20 protein-coding genes are annotated in these 26,361 nt (G+C 56.1%); 8 read left to right on the forward strand and 12 right to left on the reverse strand.

Annotated elements, in window-relative coordinates; translation table 11 throughout:
- Positions 1-68 precede the first annotated feature (68 nt).
- Positions 69-1,505, reverse strand: a complete 1,437-nt coding sequence (locus tag AC6IZD_RS05285; RefSeq protein ID WP_497786640.1) for a sigma-54-dependent transcriptional regulator — start codon at positions 1,503-1,505, stop codon at positions 69-71.
- Positions 1,498-4,413 carry a GAF domain-containing sensor histidine kinase gene (locus AC6IZD_RS05290; protein ID WP_497786641.1) on the reverse strand — a complete coding sequence of 972 codons (2,916 nt, stop codon included), beginning with the start codon at positions 4,411-4,413 and terminating at the stop codon, positions 1,498-1,500. Before AC6IZD_RS05290 ends, AC6IZD_RS05285 begins: the two co-directional genes overlap by 8 nt.
- A gap of 301 nt (positions 4,414-4,714) precedes the next feature.
- On the opposite strand from AC6IZD_RS05290, the gene AC6IZD_RS05295 reads away from it, so the two are divergent.
- From AC6IZD_RS05295 to AC6IZD_RS05305, 3 genes are all read left to right on the forward strand, one after another.
- Entirely contained in the window at positions 4,715-5,539 is an 825-nt protein-coding gene (locus tag AC6IZD_RS05295) for an alpha/beta fold hydrolase (protein ID WP_497786642.1), read from the forward strand.
- A 59-nt stretch (positions 5,540-5,598) separates the two neighbouring features.
- Positions 5,599-6,993 (forward strand): DUF58 domain-containing protein, encoded by a 1,395-nt coding sequence (locus tag AC6IZD_RS05300; RefSeq protein WP_497786643.1) that lies wholly within the window; start codon positions 5,599-5,601, stop codon positions 6,991-6,993.
- 132 nt (positions 6,994-7,125) lie between these two features.
- The gene (locus AC6IZD_RS05305; protein WP_497786644.1) at positions 7,126-8,583 is read left to right on the forward strand and encodes a hypothetical protein; all 1,458 of its coding nucleotides are present in this window, start codon (positions 7,126-7,128) and stop codon (positions 8,581-8,583) included.
- A 1-nt stretch (position 8,584) separates the two neighbouring features.
- On the opposite strand, the gene AC6IZD_RS05310 is transcribed toward AC6IZD_RS05305, so the two are convergent.
- The 8 genes from AC6IZD_RS05310 to AC6IZD_RS05345 form a co-directional block, all read right to left on the reverse strand.
- A complete protein-coding gene (locus tag AC6IZD_RS05310; protein ID WP_497786645.1) occupies positions 8,585-10,213 on the reverse strand; it encodes a mechanosensitive ion channel family protein in 1,629 nt (542 codons plus the stop codon).
- 106 nt (positions 10,214-10,319) lie between these two features.
- Entirely contained in the window at positions 10,320-10,802 is a 483-nt protein-coding gene (locus AC6IZD_RS05315) for a hypothetical protein (protein WP_497786646.1), read from the reverse strand.
- Between the two features lie 219 nt (positions 10,803-11,021).
- On the reverse strand, positions 11,022-12,521 hold the full coding sequence (gene gcvPB, locus AC6IZD_RS05320) for an aminomethyl-transferring glycine dehydrogenase subunit GcvPB (RefSeq protein ID WP_497786647.1): 1,500 nt from the start codon (positions 12,519-12,521) through the stop codon (positions 11,022-11,024).
- Positions 12,518-13,846, reverse strand: coding sequence for an aminomethyl-transferring glycine dehydrogenase subunit GcvPA (gcvPA, locus tag AC6IZD_RS05325; protein WP_497786648.1), 1,329 nt, complete (start codon positions 13,844-13,846; stop codon positions 12,518-12,520). The genes gcvPB and gcvPA overlap by 4 nt, the downstream gene beginning before the upstream one ends.
- Positions 13,847-13,876: 30 nt before the next feature.
- Positions 13,877-14,260 carry a glycine cleavage system protein GcvH gene (gene gcvH, locus AC6IZD_RS05330; protein ID WP_497786649.1) on the reverse strand — a complete coding sequence of 128 codons (384 nt, stop codon included), beginning with the start codon at positions 14,258-14,260 and terminating at the stop codon, positions 13,877-13,879.
- Positions 14,261-14,347: 87 nt separating this feature from the next.
- Positions 14,348-15,541, reverse strand: a complete 1,194-nt coding sequence (gcvT, locus tag AC6IZD_RS05335) for a glycine cleavage system aminomethyltransferase GcvT (RefSeq protein ID WP_497786650.1) — start codon at positions 15,539-15,541, stop codon at positions 14,348-14,350.
- Positions 15,542-15,891: 350 nt separating this feature from the next.
- A complete protein-coding gene (locus AC6IZD_RS05340) occupies positions 15,892-17,595 on the reverse strand; it encodes a TonB-dependent receptor (RefSeq protein ID WP_497786651.1) in 1,704 nt (567 codons plus the stop codon).
- Positions 17,596-17,728: 133 nt separating this feature from the next.
- On the reverse strand, positions 17,729-19,399 hold the full coding sequence (locus AC6IZD_RS05345) for a GWxTD domain-containing protein (protein WP_497786652.1): 1,671 nt from the start codon (positions 19,397-19,399) through the stop codon (positions 17,729-17,731).
- A gap of 418 nt (positions 19,400-19,817) precedes the next feature.
- Between AC6IZD_RS05345 and AC6IZD_RS05350 the strand changes: the two genes are divergently transcribed.
- From AC6IZD_RS05350 to AC6IZD_RS05360, 3 genes are all read left to right on the forward strand, one after another.
- Positions 19,818-21,206 (forward strand): efflux RND transporter periplasmic adaptor subunit, encoded by a 1,389-nt coding sequence (locus AC6IZD_RS05350; protein WP_497786653.1) that lies wholly within the window; start codon positions 19,818-19,820, stop codon positions 21,204-21,206.
- A gap of 25 nt (positions 21,207-21,231) precedes the next feature.
- Positions 21,232-21,981, forward strand: coding sequence for an ABC transporter ATP-binding protein (locus AC6IZD_RS05355; protein ID WP_497787561.1), 750 nt, complete (start codon positions 21,232-21,234; stop codon positions 21,979-21,981).
- 180 nt (positions 21,982-22,161) lie between these two features.
- The gene (locus tag AC6IZD_RS05360) at positions 22,162-23,508 is read left to right on the forward strand and encodes a replication-associated recombination protein A (RefSeq protein WP_497786654.1); all 1,347 of its coding nucleotides are present in this window, start codon (positions 22,162-22,164) and stop codon (positions 23,506-23,508) included.
- A gap of 35 nt (positions 23,509-23,543) precedes the next feature.
- Here the strand turns inward: AC6IZD_RS05360 and AC6IZD_RS05365 are convergent, their stop codons facing one another.
- Together AC6IZD_RS05365 and AC6IZD_RS05370 are read right to left on the reverse strand one after the other, a co-directional pair.
- On the reverse strand, positions 23,544-23,954 hold the full coding sequence (locus AC6IZD_RS05365) for a fibronectin type III domain-containing protein (protein WP_497786655.1): 411 nt from the start codon (positions 23,952-23,954) through the stop codon (positions 23,544-23,546).
- Positions 23,955-24,060: 106 nt separating this feature from the next.
- Positions 24,061-24,882, reverse strand: coding sequence for a TrmH family RNA methyltransferase (locus AC6IZD_RS05370; RefSeq protein WP_497786656.1), 822 nt, complete (start codon positions 24,880-24,882; stop codon positions 24,061-24,063).
- 178 nt (positions 24,883-25,060) lie between these two features.
- Between AC6IZD_RS05370 and AC6IZD_RS05375 the strand changes: the two genes are divergently transcribed.
- Positions 25,061-25,708 (forward strand): L-threonylcarbamoyladenylate synthase, encoded by a 648-nt coding sequence (locus AC6IZD_RS05375; RefSeq protein ID WP_497786657.1) that lies wholly within the window; start codon positions 25,061-25,063, stop codon positions 25,706-25,708.
- A 44-nt stretch (positions 25,709-25,752) separates the two neighbouring features.
- Complete coding sequence (locus AC6IZD_RS05380; protein WP_497786658.1) at positions 25,753-26,319, forward strand: YdcF family protein; 567 nt, start codon at positions 25,753-25,755, stop codon at positions 26,317-26,319.
- The last annotated feature ends 42 nt before the right edge of the window (positions 26,320-26,361 follow it).

Consider the following 26,361-nt stretch of genomic DNA (forward strand, 5'->3'; position numbering starts at 1 on the left):
TTCGGCGTGCGGCTCTACCTTGGACTATATCAAAACACAGCGCAATACACCTATTGACGTGCCCGGCACTACTCGCGCTGTCCACGCCGCTTTATTTCGATATTTAACCGCTTGATCTTCTGGTTTAGCGTGGACAAGGGCACGTGAAACCGCTCTGCAGCCTCCGTCTGGTTCCACCCGCAGCGCTCCAGCATGGATGTAATGACGCGGCGTTCGCAGTCCTCCACGATTTCAAACAGCGATGCATCAGGCTTATCAGTGATCAGAGGAAGCGTGTCCCCGCGGCTCACGATGTCCTCGGGAAGCAGGTCAGCGGTAATAACAGGGTGGGCTGACAGCACGACGGCGCGCTCGATTGCGTTTTCGAGCTCGCGAACATTTCCTGGCCAGTCGTAATCCATCAGCGCGCGCAGCGCATCGGGGCCGAGTTCACGCTTTGGCTTCTCGTTTTCGGCGCAGAACTTCTGCAGAAAGTGCTGCGCAAGCATCGGAATGTCCTCCTTGCGCTTGCGTAACGGTGGCAGTTCGATCGTGATGACATTGAGGCGATAGTACAGGTCTTCGCGGAAGCGGCCGTCTTTGACGGCCTGGCGCAATTCCGAGTTCGTGGCGGCGATGACGCGCACGTCAACCTGAACCTCCTGCACGCCACCCAGATGCATGAAGCGCTTGTCCTGCAGCACGCGAAGCAGCTTGGCCTGTGTTTCCATCGACATGTTGCCGATTTCATCGAGGAAGATGGTGCCTCGGTCGGCGACCTCGAACAGACCTTTCTTGCTGCTTACAGCGGAAGTGAATGCGCCTTTCACGTGCCCGAAGAGCGTGGATTCGAGCAACTCACTCGGCATCGATCCTGTATTCACAGGGACAAATGGGCGGTCCTTGCGGGGCGAATTCGCATGGATAGCTTTGGCGATCAACTCCTTGCCCGTGCCACTCTCGCCCTGCAGAAGGATGGTAGAACGCGAAGGAGCAACCTGCGCGACGAGATCAAACGTGCGCAACATCGTCTCGCTCTTGCCAACGATGTTTTCGAAGTTGTAGCGCTGTTTGAGCTGACGCTTGAGCTGGACGTTTTCTTCCTGCACGCGCTTGCGTGCAATGGCGGCGCGCACATCGGCCTGGAGTTTCTCGTTTGTCCACGGCTTGGCGATGAAGTTCGCCGCGCCTCCCTGGATAGCGGCAACGGCGTTTTCAGGCGTGCCATAGGCGGTGATCATGATGACCGCTGTGTCCGAGTCGCGATCAAGAATGTCTTTCAGAACCTCGAGTCCATTGCGTCCGGGGAGTTGGAAATCGAGCAACACCAAGTCGAACGCTTGTGTGTCGAGGAAAGCCAGTCCTTCTTCGCCATCTGCCGCGTTGATAACCTCGTATCCTTCATCTTCCAGAAGAATTTGGAGCGACTCGCGGATCGCTGCCTCGTCATCGATGACCAGGACCTTGCCCACGCTCGATTGCTCAATCGGCGCTGAAATGCGCTTCGCTCCTGCTACATCAGACATGGATCGCCTTTCTGGACATTGGGAACTCCATAAAGAATGTTGTGCCTTCGCCGGGCTTGCTATCGACTCGAATCTTGCCTGCATGTTCCTGGATGATGCCGTATGTCACGGCCAAGCCCAAGCCAGTGCCACCGCTGCCGCCTTGCTTTGGGCGCCCCTTGGTGGTGAAAAATGGATCGTAAATGCGATGAATGTGCTCGGGTGCAATTCCCGTGCCAGTATCCTCTACATGCACGCACACGCCGTGGTCATGGGTGGTACGCACCGTCAGGGTCCCTCCCTGCGGCATGGCATCCTTCGCGTTCAGAAACAGGTTCAGGAATACTTGCTGCAACTTTCCCTGATTTCCGTGTATCTGCGGCAGAGTAGGATCCAACTCGCCGACGACACGAATGCGAGCAGTTTTGAACTGGTGCTCAAGCAGAGCCAGTGTGTCGTGGACAATGCGATTCACATCCACGCTGCCAAACTCGGTCCCGCTCGTTCGCGAGAAGTTAAGCAGGTTGTTGACGATCTCGGAGGCACGGAATGTCTGCTTGGTGATTTTGTCGAGCAGAGCAGAACGCTTCTCGTCACCCTGCAATTGTTTCGCGAGCAACTGCGCGTAGGAACTGATCACAGCCAGCGGCGTGTTGACTTCGTGCGCAACTCCGGCAGCAAGCAGGCCGATGGACGACATCTTATCGGCCTGTGCAAGTTGGGTTTCCAGGTCAATGCGTTCGGTGATGTCGTCGACAATCACGAGACGCCCGATTACGGTGTAGTCTTTGCTGATCAACGGCGCGATTGCAACATTTACCGTGCGCATGTCGCCGGCAGTGGTGCCCAGGCGGAACTTGTACAGGTTGTGAATCCCTGGGTTGTCACGCACGCGGAGGAATTCGTCGCAGAATGCAGCAGGCAGAACCTCGCCGATGGGCTTGCCGATGGCGTCAATGCGCGGCAGCGCGTACATCACTTCCATCTGCGAATTCCAGGACTCAATCTTGTCCTGTAGATCGACCGCAAACACACCTACGTTGATGGACTCTACGATGTTCTCGTTGAACTCTTTCAGGCGCTCGTACTCTTGCGCCTTCTCCTGCAATGAGGCGTAGAGGCGTGCATTCTGCAAGGCGATGGCGATGTAGCCCGCGAGAGTTTCAAGCAGCTCAACGTCTTCGCTGGAAAGGAAATCGCCCTGGCTCGTCTTTCCCAGGCCAAGCATAGCGATTGTGCGATTCATGACAGTGCAAGGAATGTAGTAGTTCAGGTCGAGCGTGCGGATCGTTTCCTGCGCGAGAGGATCTTCGCGAACTGCTTGGTGGGTGTTGTCGAAGAATAGATGGCCTTCCGCAAATTCCGGTCTTTCGCTGCTCAGGAAACTCAGATCGAGCCAGTTCGGCTGGGCGATTCCGCTGGACTTTGCCAGCACAAATCCCGGGCCGTCATCATTTGAAAGGAAGATGGCCATGCGATCAACGAGCAGCGTGTTCTGAATCCGCTCAAGAATCGCTTCAAGCATTTTGCCCAAGTCGCGTTCGGAGTTCAGTTCGCGGCCAAACTCAATGAGCGTGCGGCGATAGTCGTAGCGCTTGCGGTAGAAAAATCGATCAATGCGCTCCTGAATCCAGTTCTTGATGGGATCAAACAGGACCGCGGTGAACACCATTGCGACGACCAGTCCGCCTGGGCCGGCGCTTGGGAAACTCTTGTGGAACAGCTCGGCTGTCGCTCCAACGGCAGCGATGTAAACTGCGGCGATCGTTCCGGCAGCAATGGTGTAGGCCATGCCACGCTTGAAGATCAGGTCCACGTCCATCAGACGGTAACGCACGATGGCGTAACCGAAGGTCAATGGCAGGAACACCAGAGCCAGCACGCTGACCTTCATCATCGCCGACGGCGCTTGTCCGTACATAAAGGGGACGACATAGAAGATCGTGAATGGGACCACGGCGAGGAAGGTGCCGCGAGTGACCCACTTCATCTGCTGCCGAAGGATTGGAGTGCGGGCGCGCAGATAGGTGTGCCAGAGGACGAGGGTCGCGCTGAGAAACAGCGCAGCCACGTAGCCCATCTGCATGCGGTCAAGGTTCCAAAGCAGCAAGCCGCTGGGTTGCGCGGCTGCTACGAGCAGCACCCAGATACCCAGCAGCAATGCGCCCGGAGCATAGACCATCGGAAGCACCCAGCGATGCTTCTGCACGAAAGCCTTGCGTTCGGGGAAGCTCAGTGCGAAGTGCAGGAACATCGCAGGCTGCAACATGCCAGCGACCACATTGGACCAATACACTGTCCAGTCAAATTGATTGAGCTTGCCTGTGAACTTGAAGGAATAGAAGACGAAAGAGACAAGACAGAACACATAGAAGTGTCCGGCTTTGGGTGCCGTCCAGCGGCGCAGAAGAACGTAGATACCGATGCTGAGGTACACCAGCGCGATCAACCGCAAGCCTTGGTTCAAACTCTTGTCCGCAGGCTGCAGAATCAGCGGTACTTCGAGATTCACATTGTCGCGGTTGAGGGTATAGGAGAGCCGAGTCCATATCCCAGAGCGATACATCTGGCGGGCTACGTCTGCGGTATTGTCGGCCGGAATACCGCCTATCGCGACGAGCACGTCACCAGCTTTGATTCCGCCGCGGTCGCCAGGCCCCATGGGATCGACACGCTGGGCTACGAGCTGGCCATGATTTTCAACCCACCACACGCCATCGGTAGGTGTCGAAAACTCACGTTCTTTCTGGAAGTTGATAGCCGCGAACACGACCGCCCACAGCGTTAGCAGAATGAATGCTACGGCGGCGAAGCGGATCTGAGTTTCCTTGGTCATGGGCGGTTTCGTTGCCAGCCGCCCACCGCTCAGCGCCGCGGAGGTGGGCCACACATTACTATGCAACTCAGTTGCCACCTTCCCATTCGTCATAGGTCGCTCAAATCGTGGCATCAAAAGGGTATTCATGAATTATAAAGTCAGGTTCGGCTGGCATACTCCCGAATCAGGAACATGGCTATGAAAATTGGAAGATTTCGCATGATTGCTTTGGATGCAACGGCTCGCATCTAAGCTGGTAATGATCGATTAAGGTGAGGGTTCGTGTTGCGCTGGCCGGAGCGTCTGAAATCCATGTCCAGGCCCAAAAATGACGGGAGGATCGTTGCAAGAATCTGAAACTGAACGTTTTCTCCAACAGCAGGAATTCTGGTTCCCCTGCGGAGAACATAGAATGCGGTACCTCCATGTCCCGTGCATCGGTTCGGACGGGAACTCCGCGCCTCCAGTGGTTTTCGTGCACGGACTCCTCGGCTACAGCTTTAGCTGGCGGCACAATCTTCAGCATTTTGCGCAATCACGCGATGTCTACGCTGTCGATCTCCTGGGAATTGGCCACTCTGATCGTCCTCCGGCGGGTTCGGTAGATCTCAGCCTCTCGGCGACCGGCTCGCGCCTGATGGACTTCATTCGGTCACTCGGCCATCCCCAAGTTGATCTGGTTGGCACCTCTCATGGAGGAGCCGTGGCGATGTTTGCGGCGAGCCACGATCGTCAGTACGCAATGCCAAAGATCCGGAGGCTGGTTTTGGTCGCGCCAGCGCATCCCCTTATGCCGAACGCGAAGCTCCGGTTAGCGCTTTTCAGCACCACAATTGGGCGATTCATCATGCGCAGTATTGGTCCGGCCAGCCACGCGTTTCGGGCGCACGCTTTAGGAGATATGTACTGGAACGAAGCATTAATCACGGCCGAAACTCGCGCTGGGTATGACGTGAACCTAACGGATCCAAGTTCGTACGACTATGCACTGGAGATTGTGCGCACGTGGGGTCGCGACATGGAACAGCTGCGAAAGGCGCTACCCACAATCGCCAACATTCCTACGCTGCTCCTTTGGGGCAAAGAAGATGCAGCAGTCTCGGCAAGCTCAGGTCCGCTGCTTCAGCGCTATTTCCGCGATGCAAAGTATGAGGTGCTGCCACAAGTCGGACACCTTCCATACGAGGAAGCTCCTGAGGAGTTCAACTCACGTGTCCAGCGTTTCCTGGAATCCTGATTGAGCCGCTCTGGCGGGTGGAAACGCGTTTGCTGCATGCCAGATGGCATAATGACCTCATGAATCTGCGCCAGCAGCTCGGGGATGCGCTTCGCGGTGTGGATCGCGGCGCATGGGTCCGGCTGTTCATCGCCGTTTTTGGGTTGGCGTTGGCGTTTGCGTCTGCTCTGCTCTCAACTGCATCGCGAGAAGCTGGAGACCTGCTCGCAACAGCAGTTTTTGCATCGTCGGCGCTGCTGCTGTCAGCCGTGGTCGCAGTATCGACCGTTCCTTACCTTGCAAAACAAGTCGTATCTCGCCGCATGCGAGAGGCCTTGAACTATGAGGTTACCCGCGAGGGACTAATCTACCTGGCGCTCACGTTATTGATTGCCGTCGCGGCGCTAAACACCGGAAACAATCTTCTGTTCATCGTCGTTGCGGCCATGCTCGGGGCGGTGCTGGTCAGCGGAATCGTCTCGGCCATCATGATCAGCGGACTTGAGGTGGACCTGCATCTGCCGCACCACGTATTTGCCGGGCAGAGTTACGCAGGAGCGGTGCTGTTGCGAAATCGGCGGTGGCTGCCCGCCTTTTCTATCAACGTGGTTCCTCCAGTACAGAAGAAAGTGCGTTCGCGCTGGCGTTGGCAGCGGTCAAACTTTGTCTTTCCTCCCGAGCGCACCGGGCGTAAGCCGCTGTTGCGGTGGCCGGATTTCGCATACGTGAAAGTGCCTCAGCCGAAGCAGTTGCCACCTGTGTTTGAGGACGTGGTGTATTTCCCGTTCCTCCCCGGCAGTAACCGGCAGAGTGCCGAACTGAACCTGTGCTTTCCGCAAAGAGGCCGGTATCAGCAACGCGGTATCGGAATCTCGACGCGATTTCCGTTCTCGTTTCTGACGAAGACGCGGACTGTGCCGCTGAACCAGGACGTGATTGTCTTTCCGGTGGTTGATCCGACGGATGAGATGCTCGAAGTGCTGCCGATGATCACCGGCGAACTGGAAACCAATCTGCGCGGGCGGGGAGCCGACCTGTACCGCATCCGAGATTACGAACCGGAGGACAGCGCCCGACACGTGGACTGGAAGGCTACGGCGAAGTCAGGGGAACTCAAGGTTCGCGAGTTTACGCGGGAAGATGAGCGACGCGTGCGAATCGTGTTCGACAACCCCGGGCAGGGAGCTCTTAACGCCGAGCATTACGAGCGCTGCATCAACCTCGCGGCCTCTATTGCGTGGCACTTCTTTCAGGATCACACTGAACTGTCGTTCACTGCACCTTCTCTTGGTGAAGAGCACGATATCTACAACTTCCTCGAATATCTTGCGCTTGCCGAACCCGGTACAGACTCGGGGTTTCTAGCCACACTAGCGAATTCAGGCCAGTACAACATCATCATCACATCCTGTCCTCGTGGCCGGATTCCAACCGAACTCTGGGAATCGTCGTACGTATATTTCGCGCAGGAATAATCGGTCGTAGCAGGCAAGGCGTCCCCGTGAGCATCACTGAAATGGGCTTTACACGCGTGCTTCCCTTGAAAATCGAAAGCTGGAGCGAGTACCTTCGAAAGAGCACTCATGCAAGGGAGAACTTCTCTTACGATGTCACCTGCGAAACGTAACGCCCTCTGGATCGCTCTCTTTGCGATACTGCTATCCACACTGGCTGTTCCGTTTCTACTTGTGCATGAGCCTCCACTGCTCGATTTCGCGAATCACCTCGCCCGAGCTTTTGTCCTGCATCACCTAAACGATCCCGCATATCAGTTTGCCGACTACTACAAAGCCGATTGGAAGCCCTATCCATATGTCTTGTGGGATCTAGTGCTGGTTGGGTTTCAATATGTACTTCCGGTCGAGGCCGCCGGAAAACTCCTGCTGATCCTCACCACGATGCTCGTGCCGGTCTCAGTGGCTTGGTTCTTGTGGCAAGTGGATCGCGATAACATCAAGCTCTCACTGCTGGCTTGTGCATTGTCTTTCTACACGCTGTTTCTTTGGGGATTCACTGCGTATCACCTGTCGGTTGGCTTTTGCTTCCTGATGGTCGGAACGTGGCTGTGGTATCGACGAAGTCCCTCGCTGGCGCGAGCTGTGGTGTTCGTGCTCGTGAGCTTTGCGACGTATTTCGCACACCTGTTGGGATTCGCTGCGGCGGCGTTCATCTTGGTGTTGTATGAGCTGACCTCGTTTAAGTGGCGCGAGTGGATGAAGCTCGCATGTTTTCTTGCTCCACCTTCGCTGCTCTTCTTGTGGGCGCGTCCAGGACTCTCGGAACAAAAACGTCTGGAATGGCGTCCACTGGCCGACAAAATCGAAGCGCTTCGCAACATTCCGACGCAGGGGTATGACCTGACGCTGGACAAGATCTTTGCTGCCGGACTTGTAGTGTGCTTGCTGGTGGTTGTGGTGCGCAACCGCGAACTCAAGGTGAACTGGCGCTGGCTCTTTGTGTTCGCCGGTTTCTTCGTCGTCTATCTGTTGCTTCCGTATGGGTGGGGAGCGAGTTCCGACCTCGACGTTCGCCTGGTCCCGCCGCTTTGCCTGCTGACTCTGGCGTTGTTTCATGTGGGACGCCGCGCAAACTGGATTGCAATTCTGGCCGTGGCCCTCACGCTTTTGCGCGTGTTCAACATCACCACGGGATTCCAGGATGAGACGGATAAGAACGTGGCGATGAACGAGGCCATTCAACAGATCGCTCCCGCCGCGAAGGTTTTTCCGCTCGTCGATACCTGCAAGGAACAAGACCCACTCGACTACTACTACGTTCATTATTGGGCGTATGCGGTCATCCGCCGTGGTGCGATTTCGCCATACCTGTTCGACATTCCCGGACAGACACCGATGCGTATCACGTACGATCCGTACATGAGCGATGGATATTGGGGGCACTGCTTTGACGTGGAGCCTGAGTGGAGCGCCGTCGCTGCCGATTACGATTACATCTGGAGCTACGGCGCTAATCGCTACGGGCGAGGAATCGGCGAAGTGGCGGACAAGGTGTTTGAGCAAGAACCGCTGATTCTATATCGCGTAAGAAAGCCCGCTGGGGATTGAACTATTTGCCGCTTCGGGCGCTGTCCGCCATCTCCGGTTCATGTGCCAAGTAAACGGTCTGCGAGGGAAACGCCAGAGAACTTCCGCAGCTCTCAACAATATCCATCACACGCAACAGCAAGTCCTCTCGAACAGCGCTGAATTCGTTGTACTCGTGCGTCAGCACATAGGCCTGCATCTCGAGTTCGAGCGAACTGTCAGCAAGCTTTGCGAGGCGAATCCATGCGGTTGAGGATTCTACCTTCGAATGCTCCTGCAACATGCTGGTTACTTCTGCCAACACTCGCTCCAACTGCGCACGGGTGGTTTCATAGCGCAAACCGATCTTGCAGAAGACGCGCATCTTGTCGCGTGCGCTCAGGTTCTCGACGTTCGCTGTTGCCAGCGAACCATTCGGCACGGAGATGAGTCCGCGGTCGTAGGTTCGAATGAGCGTGGAGCGCAGACCGATATCCTCAACTGTCCCGACTGTGTCTCCCACACGGCACAGGTCACCTACACGCATAACTTGGTCGGTCAAGATGCTGATACCGCCGAACAGATTCTCAATCGTTTTCTGCGCGGCCAAAGCCACCGCGATACCGCCAATGCCGAGTCCAGCGAGTGCGGCCGAGAGATCAAACCCGGCGAGGTACAAGATGCTTAGCACCGCGGCAGTTACAATGCCCATCTTTAATACGCGGTGTAGCAGCAGGGAAAGAGAGAGCGTGCCGCGATCTTTTGGGGCGGTCATCTGCCGTCGTGTGCGACGACTCCAGACCGTTACGAAGTCCCACAACAACCACGCCACCGCAAACAGCAGCGCCGTCGCCTGCACCTTAAGGTAGTATTCGCGGAAAAGCAGTGGGACCGAAATCATCCGCATGCCGATTGCGTGCGCAGCGGCAGCGGCGAACAACAGCACCGGACCGCGAATGTTGGTCCACACTTCCGACTGTGCGGCGCGATGGTGGATGCGGGCCAGCAGCCATGCAGGCGAGCGCGCAACCGACACCGCTACCAATCCCGCAAGTAGGGCAATCGGAATGAGCAAGACGAAAGCTGCCCAAACCCAGAGCGGAATGGACAGGAATCGCTGGCGCACCAGCACATGAGGCAGATGGCGTTCGACCTGGTGCGACCGTACATCATTGGCCAAATCTTCAGTTTTGCTTAGGGTGCTCCAGGAGATGAGCCAAACATGCCCGCCATTGCTATCGGGCACGCGCACGAGCAGCAATGGCAGCTCTTTGCCACTTACGGTGAATTCCCCTACGCGCTCGTGATTCGGTTCGAGTTGCGGATCGTAGATCAGTTCAGGATTGTCGGTAATCCCACCGAGCCGGCCAACATAGGCCTCGTCGAGCAAGGATTTCAGGTCCTGCACAATGCGAGTTGAGTCGAGTTCAGTTTCCTGGCGGGGAAGTTGCAGGTATTCGGCTGCGCGCTCGTTATCACCCTTTTGCGCGGCCTGCATAAAGCCAGTCAGTGTTCCGCGAGGCGTAGCACGACCGAGTGGATCGAGGGTCTTTGCCGATTGCCCAGTGCCTGCACCTGCAGAGAGCGCCTTCAGCACCGATTGTGCCGCCATCGGAGCACATAGCAGTGCCAGAAGAAGCAGGAAGCGGAACGTGCCTTTTACAACTCGCATGAATTCAGGGTACCTCTTTCGTACCGCTGAAGCTAGCCGCACATCTTCCGTTGTTGCAGGACAAAACCTACCTAGTTTGCGTGCGTAGGCTCGTGTTCTGGCTCGGTTACAGGTGCCTGCTCCGGGTACGCAGGGGTATCCTCGGGGAATCCGAGAGGGTAGTGTCGCTCGATTCTGTTAGGTTCGCCAATATCAGCCAATCCGTGTCTCCCATTGTTGTGATTTTGAAAACTCCCTTTACCTGGTGCACTCTCGAAAGCTTGCCCCACCACTCGGGGGCACACCATGCATCAAGGATGCGAGCCTTTTCCGCACGGTATCCATAGCTGTGCACGATGACGTCGCCATAAAGCGCAACTCGGCCGAACAACAATGGCGATCCCCCTCCAAGGCGTTCAACAGCTGCAGGTTTGTACGCGTAAAACCCACGCCGGTTGCCAAGCGACAGTTGCTCTGTCGAGTTCTCTCCAGCCCACTTCCACCGATAGGGAATTCCTATGCTGCAAGGGTGCGGATTTGGCGATTTTTCATCGAGCAACCACCATCTCCAACCCGTGACATAGCCAACGTACACTTCAGAACTACTCATCAACCCGCTTTTCTTTCGATTGGATTCATCTATCTACTCTGATGAACCTTCGGCGAATTTGGATGGTGTTAAGTGTGCGTAAAGCGCCGTTGCGCAGTGTGGTTCATCTGCCATGAAATTCGGAAAGGCGTATGTGCCTCAAAGGAGAGACCTTCTCGCAAATGCAAAAGCCCTGCCCCGGACACTCTGGTCAAGGCAGGGCTTTGTAGCTACTAACTCCTACTGTTTGCCGTTTGGCTGCCAACGCAGGACAGGCTTGCGGGCTGCCGCCGTTTCATCGAGACGCGAGATGCGCGTCGAGTAAGGTGCATCTTTGATCACCTCTGGAGTGTCGAGCGCTTCCTGTGCAATGGACTTCATGGCATCGACAAACAGATCAAGTTCCTCGAGCGGTTCGCTCTCGGTTGGCTCGATCATCAGCGCGCCATGCACGACCATGGGGAAGCTCACGGTGTACGGATGGAATCCATAGTCGATGAGGCGCTTTGCAATATCTCCGGTCTTGACGCCCGCTTTGGTCTGCAGTTTGTCACTGAAAACCACTTCATGCATCGTCGGCGTGGAGTATTGCAGTTCGTAGGTGCCTTCGAGTTTCTTGCGCAGGTAGTTCGCGTTGAGTACCGCGTCTTCCGTTGTTTGCCGCAATCCATCGGGGCCATTTGCCATGATGTATGCCAGCGCACGAACATGCATGCCGAAGTTTCCGAAGAAAGCGCGAACACGGCCGATCGACTGCGGACGATCGTAGTCCAGTCGAAGTAATCCGTTTTCACCTTCTACGACCACAGGCTTGGGCAGGAAGGGTTCCAGATGCTTCTTGCAGGCAACTGGACCTGAGCCCGGACCGCCTCCGCCGTGTGGCGTCGAGAAGGTCTTGTGTAGATTCAGGTGCATGACGTCCACACCGAAATCGCCGGGCCGAGCCTTGGCAACCAAGGCGTTCATGTTGGCGCCATCCATGTACAGCAGACCGCCCTTGCGATGCAGAATTTCGGCGATGTCCGCAATCTGCTGCTCGAAAATTCCCAACGTGTTGGGATTCGTGAGCATGAGAGCGGCCACATCCTCGTTCATTTGCGCTTCGAGAGAGGCAAGGTCGACCATGCCATTCTCGTTGCTGCGCAAGTTCTCGACTTGGTAGCCAGCCATCGCAGCGGTTGCTGGATTAGTACCGTGCGCCGAGTCTGGAATTAGAACCTTCTTGCGTGCGTTACCTTTCGATTCCAGATACGCGCGCACCAGCAGGATTCCCGTCAGTTCACCGTGTGCTCCCGCTGCAGGCTGTAACGTGATGGCGTCCATGCCGGTGATTTCAATCAGCTGATCGGCCAAAGACTTCATGATGCGAAGTGCACCCTGAGAAATCTGTTCCGGCTGATATGGGTGTGCCCCCGCAATTCCATCGAGCCGCGCCACGATTTCGTTTACACGCGGGTTGTACTTCATCGTGCAGGAGCCGAGCGGATACATGCCATGATCGACCGCATAGTTCCAGGTCGAGAGCCGCGTGAAGTGGCGAATGATCTCAACCTCGCTGACCTCAGGCAACGGCGCTGGTTCGGTCCGAAGTGCATCGCCCAGTTCGGCAGCGGCGTCGATTTCAGGCACATCGAGCTGGCGCAGGCGATATGCCTTCTTGCCGGGAGACGAGTGCTCGAAGATCAGTCCTTCGTTCTGCGAGATGTGGGTGCTAGCCTTACGAATGTCTTTGTTGCTCATGCATGCACCTCGTCAGCGGCAGCGTCGATCGAAGCCCTTGATGTAAGCTCTGTCGCGCACCAGACGGCGGCATTGCCGAGTTCGGGATAGAACTTGCGGAGCGGGAAGCCTCCGATGATCTTCCGCTTTTCAGCAAGTCGATGCGAAAGTTCGTACGAGTCCTCAGTGGTCTGCAACACAAACTCGTTGAAGCGCGGTGCGCCTTCAAAGAGCACCTTCCCCTTACGGCCAAGCGTCTGGCGCGCATAAGCAGCCTTCGCCAAGTTCTGGGTTGCTAGATCCTTGAGACCCTCGCGGCCGTAAACATCCATGTAGATGTTGGCCATCAGCGCGATAAGTGCCTGATTCGTGCAGATGTTCGACGTAGCCTTTTCGCGACGAATGTGTTGTTCGCGAGTAGAGAGTGTCAGAACGAATCCGCGCTTGCCGTTGCGGTCGGTGGTCTGTCCCGCAAGGCGTCCTGGAATCTGCCTTACGTACTTCTCGCGTGTGGCAATTACTCCGGCATAAGGTCCGCCATAGCTGAGAGGAACACCGAACGACTGAGCTTCCATCGAAACAATGTCGGCCTCTGCCGGTGGACGGACAATCCCAAGCGAAAGCGCTTCCGCGATGGAGACGACAAGCAACGCGCCTTTCGCATGGGCGACGTCAGCGATTGCCGCGACGTCTTCAATGGTGCCGAAGAAGTTCGGAGATTGGATTAGTACGCACGCCGTATCAGGAGTAATCGCCGCGTCCAGCGCTTTGAGATCGATGCGTCCGTTGTCGGTGAATCCGACCTCGGACATTGGCAATCCCTGGTATTTCGCGTACGTGGCAATCACTTCGCGATATTCCGGATGGACGCTGCGGGCAAGAATCGCCGAGGTTCGTCCGGTGATGCGCATGGCCATCATCACGGCTTCAGCAGCCCCGGTCGAACCGTCGTACATTGATGCGTTTGCGACTTCCATTCCGGTGAGTTCGCAAACCATGGTCTGAAACTCAAAGATTGCCTGCAATGTGCCTTGTGCGATTTCGGGCTGGTAAGGCGTATAGGCCGTGAACCACTCTCCGCGCGAGATGAGCGTGTCGATCACCAATGGGCGGTAGTGGTTGTAGGCGCCAGCACCGAGCAGGATGTCGTATCCAGAGCCGTTTTCAGCGGCGCGGTCACGGAACCAACCGACAATCTCGCTTTCCGCCATCTGGCGTGGAATTGCGAGATCGCGCTTCAGGCGAAACTGCTCGGGTATGGGCTTGAACAGCTCGTCAACGCAACAAACACCGATTTCGCGCAGCATATGCTCGCGTTCGGCTGGGGACTTCGGGAGATAGCGCATGATGAATTCTTTTCCTGACGGCGAACTCGCCTACTTCTCTTCGGCGATGAACTTCTCGTAGTCGGCCACCGAGAGCAGGGCAGCGGTTTCAGACGGATTGGCCATAGTCACCTTCACCATCCACGCGGTATGAGGAGAACTGTTGACCTTTTCAGGAGAGGTGGTGAGCTCTGCATTGATCTCCGTTACTGTTCCCGAGATGGGGGCATAGAGATCGCTAACAGCCTTGACCGACTCAACCGTGCCGAAAGTCTTTCCGGCAATCAACTCGGCGCCGACCTTTGGCAATTCGACGAAAACAATGTCGCCCAGCGAGTTCTGGGCGTAATCAGTGATTCCGATTGTTCCTGTTGTGCCGTCAACTGAAAGCCACTCGTGCTCTTTGGTGTATTTAAATTCCGGCGGATAAGCCATGATCGTCTCCAGAAATTGATTACAAGCCGGGAAGACCGGCAATGGTGGACCCAACATCAACAATTTGATGAATGCTGAAATTGTACTCTACTGCTTTTGCACGGATTCGGTCGCCGCAGTGCTGGTGGACTTGCTTGGCCGCTTATAGAACGGCGTAGGCACCACCTTGCACTTCACGGTCTGACTGCGAACCTCTACTGCTAATTCAGTTCCTTCGGATGAGTACTCAATTGGAACGTAAGCAAGCGCGATGTTCTTCTTCAAAAATGGCGCAGGGGATCCGCTCGTGACGTTTCCGATTCCGTGTCCCTGAGAATCCAGCACGCGATATCCGTCACGCGGGATGCCGCGTTCGATTGCTTCGAGTCCAATGAGAATGCGTTGCAGTCCACGTTTCTTCTGTGCTTCAAGTGCGGGCTTACCGATGAACTCGTCCTTTTCCATCTTCAGGAAACGGTCCAGACGCGCTTCCCATGGCGTGATGGTGTCCGAAATCTCGTGCCCGTAGAGCGAGAGAGCCCCCTCAAGCCGTAGCGTGTTGCGCGCTCCGAGACCGCAAGGCAGGACTCCGAACTCTTCTCCGGCAGACATCAACTCGTTCCAAACCCGCGTGCTAGTGGCTTCGTCTGAAGGAATGTAGATTTCGAAGCCGTCTTCCGCGGTGTATCCAGTGCGCGCAATAAGCACATTCGGAAGTCCGCAGACTGTGCCGTGAGTAAACCAGTAAAACTTCACCTTGGTCAGATCTGCGTCAGTCAACTTCTGAAGAGTGCGCCAACCGTTCGGGCCTTGGATTGCGATCTGGGTGTAGCGGTCGCTCAAGTCTTCAACTTCGCAGTTGAATCCTTTCGCCGCATCGCGAACCCAGGCCGCATCCTTCTCGCGGGTGCCTGCGTTGATCACCAGCAGGAAGTCGGACTCGCCAAGACGATGAACGATCACATCATCGACAAACGTTCCTGTGGGATAGAGCAGTGCAGAATATTGCGCCTGGCCAATCGCGAGTTTCGAAGCATCATTGAACGTCATGTGTTGCACGGCCTTCAGCGATTCGGGGCCATGCACCCGGATGTCGCCCATGTGGCTCACATCGAACAGACCAACCGATGTGCGGACAATCATGTGCTCGGCGATGAGACCGCCGGATTTACGGGTGGCGTTGGCCGGATACTCAACCGGCATATCCCATCCATTGAAGTCCACCATGCGCGCGCCAAGTTGGCGATGCACGGCGTTGAGAGCTGTTTTGCGGATTACGGCAGATTCGGTAGATGAAGACAAGGACAGGACCTCTGGACGGGAATCAATTGGCCATAATCAGGCCGCTGGAACCTTAAAACTTAACACGCGGTGAGCAGTGCAGGCAATTTGCTGCGACACCCCGGAGAGACACTGTTGCGTAACAGGAAAATGCGAGTTAAAGTGCGCCCATGGCCCAACGATTTACATGCAATGTTTGTGAACAGGTAGAAGAGAAGTGCACGTGCGACAAGTACTGCTTTCTGTGCATGGGTGAGCACGATGTCCGCCTCGTACAAGATGGCTGCTACTACTGCCTGGAGTGCCGTGAGGCTTGTGAATACCTGCCCGAGAGCAGATCAGTCGCGCACGAGGATTGATCCCAGCGCGTTCTAGAAATTAAAGCTGAGGCCCGCCCGAATGCTGCGTACTCCCTGAACCAGGTACACCACGCTACCGTCAGGACTCAGTACGGGACGATACCCTTGCGCCAGCAGATTGCGAACATCAATCAGAGCTTCGAGGCCGTTGGGCAGCAGGTGCAGCGTCGGTATCGGTTGACGAATAAAGAAGCTCAGGTATGGATCCGTCTGGCCCGCAGAGGCGTTGAACATGTCAACCGGAGTCAACGCGCTGCCGCTCAGCCATCGATAGCTTGCAATCACCTTCGTCTTGCTTGCTGGAGCCGTGCCTGAAATCTTCGCGGCCGCCGAGTGCCGTTTGCTAGTCACAAGCGAAGTCGATGTCTGTGTGACGAGCCGGAGCTGGGGAGGCGCGTTTAACACTCCTCCAAAGCCGTAGTCGAACGTGCCATCGAGGCCCTTTACCAGGGGATGCGAGTACACGGCGCGAACGCCCTGCGTGCGCAAGGTGCCGCCGTTGTACGAGAAGTTCCCTGAGTATGGATCGCCGATCAGAAAATCTGTATCGCCGGTGAGCGCTGCCCCGGTCCCCGTGAGCGCGGCGTTATGCAAGGTGTCTGAATATGCAGCGAATTGGACCTTGTGCTTGCCCATGCGCTGCGAGATAGAAACCTCATGGTGCTGGGCGCGTTCGACCCGCTGTCCGAGTTGCGTCATGGTCAGGCGCGGATTGCTTTCGCTCAGATCGGCCGGCGCCGTATCGAAACCCTTTGCTCTTCGCAAGTTCGGAGCGCTAGTCGCGTAGCGATACTGCAGAACGGTGTTCTTTCCGGGATGAACGCTGACGCTGGCAAATGGACGATAGCTGACCGCCCGCTCGCGGAATTGCAACATCTGGGTTTCGCCGCCATACTCGATCTCCAGCTTTTCGCCAAAGGTCATCGCGTTCGCTACCGAAAGAGCAAGTGCCTGTATCGCGGGCTGATCGGGGTTGAGCGATGCAAAGTGCTTGGCGGAGATAGCGATCTCAGGGAATGAGCCGTCGGGCATTTCGCGCGAATATGCAGCGCGAATGACTGCGTTCGGATTGGTGGTGTTCGTCGCGACTCCACCATTGAGCGACCACTTCTTCAAAGTCGAACGCTTGCCAAACATCGACTGCTCAATGTGGAAGTTCGTGTCGACGTTCGGGCCGCCACTGAATGCATCGCCATCCGCACCCGCGATAAATGACACCCGTGCCTTCAACTGTCCGTCCGAACTCTCGTCTCGCTGTACTACCACGAGCGGCTTATCGTCAGCCAATCTTAGAATCGGCCGGTTCGCCATGGATCGTAGAGCCCATCGCCAGTCGTCATCTCCATCAGGCGTAGGCTTTCGGCGGGGAACCAGTTGAATTGCTTCGAACAAGGTGTTCAGCGTGACGTTCAGCAGCAGACTTGCGCCGGACTGCAAACTCACACGTTCGCGGATAGTTGGGAGGAAGCTTGGGGCGCTAACCTTTACGGTGTAAAGACCTGGCAGCAGACCCGGCATCGTAAATACGCCGTGTGTATCGGTAAGAGCGGTCTGGGTGCGGGAGGTTGTGCTCGAGAGTACCTCTACTACAGCACCCATCTGCGGCACTCCGGAGCTGTTGCGCACGACTCCGCGGATATTACCTGGGTTAACGGCAGCAGACGCTCCAAGGCACCAGACGATTGCAAGCGCCAAGATTCCGAGCTTACGCGTCATTGAGCCTCCCTTGCCATTCATGCGCTGGCGGGAATTGGATGTTAACGTCAGGCCTCTGAACAACTCCACCCTCAGGTCAATAGAGATTGGCGGCGCCGTCGCGGCCCGCCAATCATCCAGCAAACATTCTATCCTATTCGACTTGGAAGCGGGCCGAAGGATTGACCGTTTGTTTCGTAACCTCGTCGTTTACTGTGACTTTCAGAGTGTACAAACCGGGTTCAAGGTTGGCCAGCGGCATGGATTTCTCGATCGTGATCTGCTCTCCGGTATTGCCGTAGGCTGCCGAAGGTTCATCGGCGTGCAGTACAGACTTGTTGGTCTGAATGTTCACGATGTCGTAGCTGATCGTTGCCTTGGTCTTCTTGATTTGCTGATCCTGCTGCAAGTTATAGACCTGCATCCAGATATTCAGCTTCTGGTTACGTTTGAATATGGCAGGTTTGCCGTCGGCTGCATCGAGGCGCGGACGGACCTTGGTGTCTCCAATGATGAAGTTCCCGGAACCAATGCTCTTGGCGGGAACGCGCTCCATCACGTCGGCCAGAATCAATGATGAATTGGCGAGCTTCTCGTCATCAAATTCCGGAACCCGAATCGACCGAACCAGAGTGCCTACACGATCGCCGTTCACGTCCTTTACCGCGAGGTCGATCTTGTACATGCCCGGCTTCAACGGAACTGCTTTCCAGTAGATCTGGCTCGTTTGCAGGGCTTTTTCCAGCAGCTCGTTCGGTTCATCGACGCCGACAGTGTCTTCAAAGGTCGAAGCGACACGTCCGGAAAGGGTGGTGATGCGTCCAAAGATGTTTGCTGCAGCGCGCTGAATGCCTTCCTTCTGTACGAAGGTCAGATCCTTCGTTTTGATCTGAATCGTGATCGGTACCAGCACGGTGTCTGCCGTGATTTTCACGAAGTCCGATCGCATGTCAAACGGCATCAGGTTGTAACGAATCTTGGTGTTGACCTTCTCTTCCAGATCCTTGAACTTGATCGGAGGAGGCGTGTTCAGCTTGGCGTAGCGCTCGAGGGCGTCAAACTGCTTGGAGCCATTGCCTTGCATGCCATCCGGGTTGGAGCCACCAGGGATGCCCATCATGCGAGACGAGCGGTCACCCCGTCCCATTTGCTCGGCCAAGGTCGGGCCGCCCCCTGGAGTATGTAGCAGGGCGTCCTTTTCGTTCGGATCGATCGAGATGTGGTAGTCGCCGCACATGCAGCTGTCCACAAACTCGATGATGACTTCGTTGCCGATTCCCTCAAGGTAGCGATAGCGCCAACGTTCAAATGGGAATGTAGAGGTCGTGCCGCCACCCTCTGAGTTTTCGCGCTGATAGGTGCCGCCCGAAGGATGCGATTCGATTTCGTCTGGTGCACCCCAAACGATGTACATGCGACCGCGATCTGTCTTCCATCCCGGAATTCCGGCAGGGAAGTGCTCGTTTGCGTACTGAATTCGGCGGTAATGCTCTTCGCGGAATTCGTTTTCCTGCGTATCGGGCGTCGGATCGCGACGAAGCCAGAACTGTTCGATGAATTCGTCACGTTCTTCATCGGTGCCCAGCATCTTGAACGCCTGTTCTTCTTCCGACGTGATGATGTAGCGCACATCCTGGTCAAGCCAATTCTGGTAAGTCTTGCCGACCTCGCGTTTGAAGCTGCGAAGGCGTTCTTTTCTTTCCTCGGGAGTAAGCTCTTTCTTTTCCGGGACGTCCTTCTTTTTACCGGCTTTAAAATCCTTTAAGGACGTGCCTTCGTCCTTGCTAGTGGCCGAATCCTGTGCCAAAACGGGGGTGGCCAGCATAGCGGATGCCGCTATGAGCAAAGAAAATTTACGAACGGAAAAGAACCGCATGGGACAGTCTCGCTCCTGAGCTTGTTTCGGGCTGCAAGGAATTGTAAGTTTTCGCGGGATGCAAGGCAAGGAAGGATAAACTTTGCTCAGCAAATCACGATTCGAGAAGCAAATCATGGCAAAGTATGATATGCGAGCATCGAGGCCCACTGCGGAGAGTTACAATCAACCCGCAAGACTTCCCACCCAAAAAGCTGTATCGCATCGCGCGATTGTGCGATGCTGAACGAAATCATTTGTGCGCAGCAATTTTGTTTTTGGAACTTTCAAGCGACACTGATCGTATGAAGCAACAGGCGTGAGTAATCCTGGAGTTGCCGATCTTGCGCAGTTGTAATCCCGGGTTCAGCCGGGCTAATGAGGACTGATGAAAACCTGGAAGAAAGTATCGCTCGCTCTCTTAGGTGTGGTGGTGGTTGCTGCAGTCATCTTCTTCAGCATCCAGCAGAGCCGCAAAGGTGTGGTTCAGGTTCAGACCGGAAAAGTTACCCGACAGGACCTGACGTCACAGGTCACTGCCTCGGGCGAGATCCGGCCTAAAACGTTCGTAAACGTCGGAGCGAATGCCTTCGGCAAGATCGTGCACTTGTACGTCAAAGAAGGCGACCACGTCAAAAAGGGCCAGTTGTTGGCGCAATTGGAAAACGTCCAATCTGAAGCTGACGTGAACGCCACCCGCGCGTCCCTCACAGCAGCAGAAGCCGACTACACCGCCGGTATCGAGCAACTGAATACCAATGTTGCCGATCTGGATCGTGCCAAGGCTGACCTGGAGCAGAAGGCGTATGACTGGAAGCGCGCTGAGGGGCTCTATAAAGATCAGTTGATCGCCAAAAAGGACTACGACGCCTCCAAGAACGCCTATGAGGCTTCACTTGCCGGATTGAGTCAGGCCAAAGCCCGGATTGCGCAGTCCAAAGCTGCAGCCGAAGCTTACAAGCGTCGTATCGCCGTACAGAAAGCCACTCTGGTCCACAACACAGACGTGCTGAGCAAGACCGAGTACCGCGCTCCTTTTGATGGCGTGGTGACGAACCTTCCTGTGCGCGAAGGCGAGACCGTGGTTGTCGGTATTCAGAACTCGCCGGGATCGACTCTGATGACGCTGGCCGATACGTCGGTGATCACGGCCGAAGTTAAGGTCGACGAGACAGACATCGTCAACGTGAAGCTCGGTCAACCCGCCGAAGTCAGCATTGACGCGATCCCGAAAAAGAAGTTCAAGGGCACGGTCACCGAGATTGGCAATAACGCCTTGCTGCGATCGACCGGTGTTGCGACGTCGCAGTCCACTGGCAGCACGCAGGAGGCAAAAGACTTCAAGGTGGTTGTGACTTTGACTGAGGTGCCGGAGAATCTACGTCCTGGCCTGTCTTCGACTGCGAAGATCACTACTGCCAGCAAGTCCGGCGTGCTATCGATCCCGATTCAGGCCCTTACCATTCGCCAGCGCGGCGACCTGATTCCAAAGAAGAAGGGCAAGGACAAGAACGCGGTTCAGGCTGCCGAAAAGCCTGAAGAGGCGAAAGCCAAGAAAGAAGAGCTTCAAGGCGTATTCGTTATTCGCAACGGCAAGGCCCAGTTCGTGCAAGTGCAGACAGGCATTACTGGTACGACTGACATCGAAGTTTTGGACGGGCTCAAAGAAGGCGACGAGATCGTGACCGGAAGCTACAAGGTTCTGCGCACTATCAAGCCTGAGAGCACCGTGAAGATTGATAACAGCGCGCCCAGCAAGGACGAGTCGAAATCGTAACAGCCAAGCATCTCAGGGAGACATGATGGCAACGCAAACCGCAGGAATTGGCCAGGAACTGAAAGCCCCACCGGCTAACTGCGTCATCTGCACGCAGGATTTGTGGAAGACCTACGACATGGGCAGCGAGCAACAAGTGAATGCGCTCAGCGGCGTAGATATCTCCATCCATCGCAATGAATATGTTGCGATCATGGGCCCCTCAGGTTCGGGCAAGTCAACACTGATGAACCTTATCGGCTGTCTCGATACGCCGACCAAGGGCACGTATTGGCTCAATGGACACTTGGTCAGCGAACTCGATGACGATGAACTGGCGCGAATCCGTAACAAAGAAATTGGATTCGTGTTCCAGACGTTTAACCTGTTGGCGCGTGCTTCGGCTCTGCACAACGTGGAGTTGCCGCTCATCTACGCAGGCATTCCCTCAGAGGAGCGTCTTGAACGCGCGCGGCAGGTGCTGGTCAGCGTTGGTATGGGCGAGCGTATGAACCACAAGCCCAACGAGCTTTCCGGAGGTCAGCGTCAGCGTGTCGCAATCGCGCGCGCGCTGGTCAACAAGCCTTCCATCATTCTGGCCGACGAACCCACGGGCAACTTGGACACGAAGACCGGCAATGAAATCATGGCGTTGTTCGATGATCTGTATGAGCAAGGAAACACCATCGTCCTCGTCACGCACGAACACGATATCGCCGAGTTCTCTCATCGCATCATCCATATTCGCGATGGCAAGGTCGCCGGTGATGAGAAGACGGCAAGAGCAAAGAATTAGTCAGGTATCAATGTTTCAAAGGTTTCAAAGTTTCAAAGTTTCAAGGTTAAGGCCCTCGGCTTCGGCTGAGGGTTTTGCTTTGTGTGCGTCAGAAATTTCAGCAACTGACGCTGGCTTCAACCTTGAACCTTTCAACCTTGAAACGTTGAAACCTTGCTCTCTAGTGTTACGCTTGCTGCAATGAGTCTGTTTGCCAATCCACTGAACGAAGCCTCTGACCACAGTCGTCCGCTGGCGGACCGCATGCGTCCACGCGATCTCGACGAGTTTGTCGGGCAGGAGCACATCCTCGGCCCGGGGAAGCCGCTTCGTGTGCAGATTGATCGCGACGACATTGGCTCCATTCTCTTTTGGGGGCCGCCGGGAGTAGGGAAGACGACTCTGGCCAAAATCATCGCCCGCCGAACCCAGGCTGAGTTCGTGGAATTCTCAGCCGTGATGTCCGGCATTAAAGAGATCAAGCAGGTAATGATGGAAGCTGAGCGAGCGCGCCAATACGGTACGCGCACGATCGTCTTCATCGACGAGATTCATCGCTTCAACCGTGCCCAGCAGGACGCCTTTTTGCCCCACGTGGAGCGGGGCAACATTCGTCTGATCGGTGCTACGACGGAGAACCCATCGTTCGAAGTGAACTCGGCTCTGCTCTCGCGCTCGCGTGTTTACACGCTCAATCCGCTCACGGAAGAGCAATTGGTTGAGCTTATGCAGCGTGCTCTGAAAGACGAAGAACGCGGCTTGGGCCTACTGAAACTCACTGCCGATCCTGCGGCGCTTGCAAGAGTGGCCGCCTATTCGAGCGGAGATGCGCGCTCTGCCTACAACGTGCTCGAGGTCGCCTCGACCCTGGCGGTTGAGGCCGCAGGAGGCGCGAGCGGCGGGACAATAACTCCGCCACAGGTTGAGGATGCGCTACAGCGCCGTGTTCTTCGCTATGACAAGGCAGGCGAGGAGCACTATAACCTCATCTCGGCCCTGCACAAGTCGGTACGCAACAGCGATCCTGACGCGACACTGTATTGGCTTGTTCGCATGCTCGAGAGTGGCGAAGATCCGCTGTATCTTGCACGTCGCATCGTACGAATGGCTGTGGAAGACATATCTCTCGCCGATCCGCACGCACTTGAAATATGCATTGCCGCGCGGGATGCAATCGACTTCCTGGGCATGCCAGAAGGTGGACTGGCACTGGCGCATGCGGCTGTGTATCTGGCCATTGCGCCCAAATCGAATGCTCTGTATGTGGCGTACGGGGCGGTGAAGCGTGATGTGGAAGAGACCGCTTCAGACCCCGTGCCGTTGCACTTGCGGAATGCTCCGACGCGCCTCATGAAAGACTTGGGCTACAGTGCAGGATACAAGTACGCTCATGATTTCGAGGAGAAGGTGACAGACATGGAATGTCTGCCCGAAAACCTCAAAGGCCGTCAGTGGTACCACCCCACCGAAGAGGGCGTGGAGAAGAGAATTCGCGACCGCCTCTCCGCGATCAAAGCCAAAAAGCAGAGAATGCGCGAGCAGGAGTAGCGGCCGCAATCCCGCTGCGGCCGCCTGCTTGTTCCCTAACGATGGGTTGTGAAACGTTCAACATGGCTGCGAGCTTCAGTTCCCGTTCCCTGACCTTGCCCCGAATCCACGCTGTAGTAGTAAGTTGTTCCCGGCCGCAGGTGATCTATCTTTACGCGATGTGTTTCGCCAGGTTGTCCTTTATCCACAGCATAGGGTGATTCCGCCGTCTGATCCAGGCGGTTGGGCTCTGTTCCGTAGCGCACAATCGAGCTTCCTCCCGTGTTTGTCGACCAGGCCACCGTCGCCCAAGTTGAACCCATGGATTCCACCACCGGACCGTGCGTGATTCTCTCGTCTGCCGCTCTGCCCCTGTGCTCATCCCGGGCGTCTCGCGGCTCGTATTGCGCAAATGCCAGACCGCACAACAAAGCTGGCATCATGAGCAGTGAGCATGCCTTCTTCATGAACATCCCCCTGAATTGATTTAGACGGGCTGGCGCTCGTAGATAGAGCGGGGGATGAGGGCCCGGCGTTGCCTGGCAATGAGACCGGCGGAAACAGGCTCTTGGCTCAGCCTCTCTGGCGCCGTGCCTCATACAGCAGAATGCTTGCCGCGATGCCTGCATTCAGGCTTTCCACTTTCGGAGAGTGTGGAATCAGAATGGCCTCGTCTGCCGCCTCGATCAAAGACCGAGGCACTCCTTGACCTTCGCTGCCGATGAAGATCGCCGTTGGGACCGTCAGATCCACTTCCTGCACCGCACGACCGTTATGAGAGGAAGTCACGGCCAGCCGCACACCATTCTCTTGCAGAGCTTGAAGGGCCTCTACGGTCGCAGTTTTCACGCAGGGCAACCTGAAGACAGAGCCAGCCGACGCTCGCGCCACCTTAGGATTCGCGGCGGACACGGTTCCCTCGGTCGTAAGCACACCGCTAGCGCCGAAGGCTTCCGCACTGCGGAGAATGGTGCCCAGATTTCCGGGATCCTGAAGCCCGGCGCAGCCAAGAATCAGCGGATTCTGCGTCCGAAATAGATCCCGCAGTTCGGCCGTGAGCGGATATACCAGCGCCGCTACCCCCTGCGGAGTTTCGCTCGCCACTGCGCTATGAAAAATATCGTCTGGCAGTAGAATCGTCTCGACCGTATGCCCGATCTGGGGCAGCAAACGATGAGCGCGCTCGCGGGCTGATTCCGAGAAGAAAACGGCGCTCAGCCGCAATCCGCTGCGAATTGCCTCCTCCACCAGCTTCACCCCCTCGATCGCTACTGCACCTTCGTCCGTCGGTGTAGCCTGCGAAAAAGTCTTGCGCAGTTCCTTTACAAGCGCGTTTTGGCGGCTGCTGATAGGGCGCAGGCGTTCATTCCGCGGGTGAAACGATGCTTCAGTCATGTTCTTCTCCTGAGCCAGAGCGTGGACAATGTAGAATGCTGGAGTAGCGGTGGCATGGACATCATAACCTCCCGCACACACTCCTCCCGCGCGGAGAGTTGTTGAGTTAACCTTGTACGTTGATTTCAACTTGTGTTAAGGTTCGCTGGTTTCGAGCCTTACAGATGAGGTAGATCGGGTGCGCCCGGAAATTATTCGCGTTCACGCAGCAGAACCTGAGCCGTCGCTGGTCAACTATGTGGCCGACAGAATTCGCCAGGGAAGTGTCGTCGGAATGCCGACGGACACGTTCTACGGTCTGGCCGTCGATCCTTACAACCTCCACGCCGTGGAGCGGGTATATGAAATCAAAGAGCGCGGTCGCCACAAGCCTCTTTCTCTGCTGATCGAAAGCGTTGAGCAGGCGGACGAGATGGCCGCCAACTTGCCCGATGATTTTTATCTGCTGGCAGAAAAGTTCTGGCCTGGACCGCTGACGATCATCGTCCGCGCCGCCTCGCGCTTGCCGCTGAAGGTGACTGCAAACTCCGGCAACATTGCCGTCCGTATGCCGGACTCTGCGGTGGCGTTAGCTGTCGTGCGGGCGCTTAAATGTCCGGTCACGGCGACTTCGGCCAATCTGGCTGGTGAATCGGAGTGCACGACCGCCTTGGCCGTTGTGGAACAGATGGGCGACCGAGTGCAGCTACTGGTGGATGGCGGAACGACACCGCGCTCTGTTGCCACTACGATCGTGGACCTCACACTTCCCGATGGGAAATGGTCACTTCTGCGTGAGGGTGCCATCGCGCAATCTGCGATTGAGGATGTGCTAGGCGATCAATGAAGGTTGGTGGGCTCCGGAGATGGTTGAGGCCGGGAAGAGTCATATTGGCACTGCTCGTCGCCTATGCCTGTTACTTCGCCTGGGCGTGCGTTCAGGTCGTGCAACAGTCTGGGCGCGATGAAGCGCGCCCGGCGGATGCTATAGTCGTTTTCGGCGCCGCTGAGTATTTCGGCAAACCCTCACCCGTATATCGCGCACGCCTCGATCACGCCTTCGAACTGTACCAGCGCAAACTCGCACCCATCGTAATAACAACCGGCGGCAGCGGGGGAGAGCAACGGTTCACCGAAGGCTCCGTTGGTCGCGATTACCTGATTGAGCGCGGGATCGGTGATCGCCATCTGATCGCGGAAACGCAAAGCGACAACAGCGCGGAAAGTGCCGAGCGCATTTCCAATATCATGCGCGCGAACAACATGCTTTCCTGCATTGCGGTTAGCGATCCTTATCATCTTTTCCGAATCAAGCGGTTACTCGAGGCGCAGGGCTTCATAGTGTATGTTTCGCCTCGAAAGCTCGAAACGACTGTAACCACGCAGGCCCGTACCATGAATGTCATGCGCGAAGCTGCAAGCTACACGTTATGGAGATTGCACGTGTTTCGCTGGTAGCCGTCCGGTTGCTTTGATACGATCAAAGTACTCACATCGGAG

This window comes from Koromonas humicola, assembly GCF_059726255.1.